Raw genomic sequence first — 3,478 nt, 5'->3', positions numbered from 1 at the left:
TGGATTTAAAAGTAAAAATAAATAAAAAATATAACGAAAATTCTTTGACTAAAAGGACAGATGAGAAAGAAATTGAAGAGGTTGAGATATCAGATAATATGTTGAAGATAGGAATCAATAGACTTGAGGTTGAAGTGCCTGACAATGACTTAATTTTGGATAAAATAACCTTTTCTCGTATCCGATAGAAAAGATTATTTTAATTTGAAAAAAGATATGAAAATTCTACTTGTAACACCAATCAGTGATACGCATTATGTGGTGCCGCCTATAGGATTGGGGTATCTGGCGTCATCATTGCGAAAGAATGGTTTTCCCGAAGTTTCAATCCTTGATTGCATCAAAGAAAATATGGATTATGAAAAGTTTCGGGAATATATAAAATCTGAGGTGCCTGATATTGTTGGCTTTCAGATATTTTCCTGTGATTTTTCAAATACGCTCAAACAGATAAGGATTGTAAAGGAAGAGAATCCTTCTGCCTGCATCCTTGTTGGCGGTGCGCATGTTTCGACAACACGAGAAAGAATATTGGATGATGCGCCCGATGTAGACTTTGGTTTTTGGGGTGAAGCGGAAACTACATTACCTAAACTTATTAGAAAATTTGCTGGAGACGACAGCATCAAATATGATGATATCGAGGGTTTGATCAGGAAGGAGAATGGAAGAACAATCGTAAATGAGAGGGTTTTTATAGAAGAACTTGACCGCCTGGAATTTCCGGCATGGGATCTGATTGACCCGCGCACATATCCTGAAAATCCACAGGGGGCTTTTTTTGAAAAGTTTCCTATTGCTCCCATTTCGACATCGAGAGGATGTCCCTATCTTTGCACCTTTTGCGCCTCTCATACGAATATGGGCAGGCGAGTTCGTCTGAGGTCAATAGAAAATGTGATCAAAGAAATGGAACTTCTTTATAATGAATATTCAGTAAGGGAATTTCATATAATAGACGATGTCTTCAACCTTTATAAGGATAGAGTTTTGGCATTCTGCGACGCCCTCAAGGAAAAAAGATGGGACATTAGTTATACTTTTCCAAATGGAATACGATTAAATACTCTTGACTTGGAAGTGCTTACAGCGATGAAGGAAACAGGAGCATATTCTTTTACTGTAGGGATCGAATCTGGTTCACAAAGAATACTCGACCATATGAAAAAGAGCTTGTCTCTGAAGGAGATAGAGGAGAAGATAAATCTAATCAATGAAGCAGGTTTAACTCCCAGTGGCTTCTTTATAGTCGGTTATCCTGCTGAAACAGAAGAGGATATTTTTAAAACAATAGAGTTTGCAAAAAAACTTAAAATCAAAAGGGCTCATTTTAGCAACTTTCTTCCCCTGCCGGGCACAGAAGCCACAAAGCGTTTGCTCGAAAGCAAAGAGATTGAAGAAATAAATTGGAGTCAGCTTTTTTATTCAAAAGTGCCATATAGTCCACCGGGGATAAGCAGAAAGAGGTTAAAGGCACTGCAAAGGAAGGCATTTATTTCTTTCCATCTGAGGCCATCTATTATTATAAAGATGTTATCTGAAATAAAATCTTTTAGGCATTTGAAGTCACTGTTGAAGAGAATGACAGATTATCTATTCAAAACATAGGGAGCAATATGAAAGTTGTAATTATTGGAGGAGGAGTTGCAGGCTTATCTGCGGCATATGAGCTTTCGAAAAAAGGAGCAGATGTGATTCTTCTTGAAAAGGCACCTGTTCTGGGAGGGCTTGCAAGTTCATTCCCCCTTGAGTCAAGCTATATAGAAAGGTACTATCATTTTATATGCCTGAATGATTTTGCCCTTTTTAGTCTTTTGAAGGAACTCGGCATAGATAAGCGATTGAATTGGGTGTATACAAAAATGGGGCTTTTTTATAAGGGCAAAATCTATCCTTTCAGCCGTCCTTGGGATTTGATGAGGTTCCCATATCTTACTTTTGGAGAAAAACTTAAATTCGGTTTTGGACTTATGGATATCAAAAGAAAAGGAGTAGATGATTGGAAGGATATCGAGATGAGAAAGGCAGATGAATGGCTCAAAGAACAATTTGGCGAGAATATATATTATATCCTTCATGAGCCATTGATTAGACATAAGTTTGGTTCATATGCTCAAAAGATATCTGCCGCGTGGATGTGGGCAAGAATACATAGGATAGGAAAGTCTCGAAGCAAGATACTTCAAAGGGAAATTCTCGGCTATATAGATGGGGGGACAAAAACACTTGTTGATGAGCTTGAAAAAAGAATTACTTCTAATGGAGGAAAGATAAGATTAAAAGAAAGAGCAGAAAAGATTATTCATAAAAACGGTAGGGTTTGTGCTGTTCAATTTGAGAAGGGAGAAATCGAATGTGATGCAATAATTTCCACAATTTCTGCCCCAGAGCTTGCAGAAATCATTCCAGATGGAGATGGTCCTTATTGGGATAAAATCCGTAAGATTGAATCGATAGGTGTTGTTTGTGCTTTGTTGATAACAAAAGAGTCATTGTCAGAAAATTTTTGGCTCAATATAAATGATCCGAAAATCAATCTTGCCGGAGTAATCGAATATTCTAACCTCAATCCTTGCCATTTTCTTAATGGTTCAAAAGTGCTTTATATGCCCCAATATATTCATTCCGAGCATCCGATTTTCAAGAATACAAAGGAGGAAATCATAAATACTTACTCAAAATATCTATCTCGAATAAACAGCAGATTTTCGGAAGATAGTATTGAAAAGGCATTCGTCTTCAAAGATAAATATGCTCAACCTATTTGCGAGACAGGATTCTCTGCACTTACTCCCGGTATAAAGACCTCGATAAAAGGGCTCTATATTACGGATTCCTGCCAACTGCATCCTGATGACAGGACAATATCAAACAGCATTAATCTTGGCAAAAAAGCCGCAGAGATGTTGAGTGCTGATTTAATGTAGTTGAGTTTTGCTCTTATGGAAATTCTGTAAAAAGATGTCGAGGCGATATTTGTATTTCAGGTTTGGGTATTGGGTATAGAAAAGGGGCCGTTTCTTCATAGAAATAGCGATTAGCCGTTATTAATGATTTATTATATACGAATCTATATGCTTTCCTCTGAGGAAATAATTTCATCAATTTCATATCTTCTTCATCACCGAAGTCTCTTGCATAGATGACATCATTTTTTAGTTCAATATCGTTTTCAATAAAACCGGCGCCATAATAATTTGGTGCTGCCTCACCCTCTCTGAAATAACCTGAGCGAATGAAAACAATAGCATTATGAATACCGGATTCTTTTACTTTTTTCTTCAAGACATTATCCATATTCCAGTAGCGGTCTCCATAGAAGGAAATTTTTTCAGGAAATGAAACAATGGCTGAATGAAGGCACAGTAAAATTGAAAGAACAGGAACTATAAGATATGAAATTCTATCCAATGAAAAAATGGAGAATTTTTCAAAAACACTTTTTATTGTTTGATGGATAATAATAGCTCCTTTTACC

Annotated in this window: 4 protein-coding genes; 3 read left to right on the top strand and 1 reads right to left on the bottom strand. The window is 36.6% G+C overall.

The genetic code is table 11. The features are described 5' to 3' along the window. The 3 genes from D6734_10840 to D6734_10830 form a co-directional block, all read left to right on the top strand. Nucleotides 1-188: hypothetical protein (locus tag D6734_10840; protein ID RMF93121.1), on the top strand; the 188-nt coding region annotated here is incomplete at its 5' end. 16 nt (nucleotides 189-204) lie between these two features. After that, nucleotides 205-1,608: a radical SAM protein gene (locus D6734_10835; GenBank protein RMF93120.1), complete on the top strand. Its 1,404-nt coding sequence runs from the start codon at nucleotides 205-207 to the stop codon at nucleotides 1,606-1,608. Between the two features lie 8 nt (nucleotides 1,609-1,616). Beyond that, nucleotides 1,617-2,927 (top strand): NAD(P)/FAD-dependent oxidoreductase, encoded by a 1,311-nt coding sequence (locus D6734_10830; GenBank protein RMF93119.1) that lies wholly within the window; start codon nucleotides 1,617-1,619, stop codon nucleotides 2,925-2,927. Between the two features lie 13 nt (nucleotides 2,928-2,940). On the opposite strand, the gene D6734_10825 is transcribed toward D6734_10830, so the two are convergent. Next, nucleotides 2,941-3,478: hypothetical protein (locus D6734_10825; protein RMF93118.1), on the bottom strand; the 538-nt coding region annotated here is incomplete at its 5' end.

Source organism: Candidatus Schekmanbacteria bacterium (assembly GCA_003695725.1).
Lineage (GTDB): Bacteria > Schekmanbacteria > GWA2-38-11 > GWA2-38-11 > J061 > J061.
This window is presented reverse-complemented; position numbering and strand designations above follow the sequence as displayed.

What these genes read in the sequence shown, in the direction of transcription:
- D6734_10830 (RMF93119.1), top strand. Translation starts at nt 1,617, where the DNA reads ATGAAAGTTGTAATTATTGGAGGAGGAGTTGCAGGCTTATCTGCGGCA.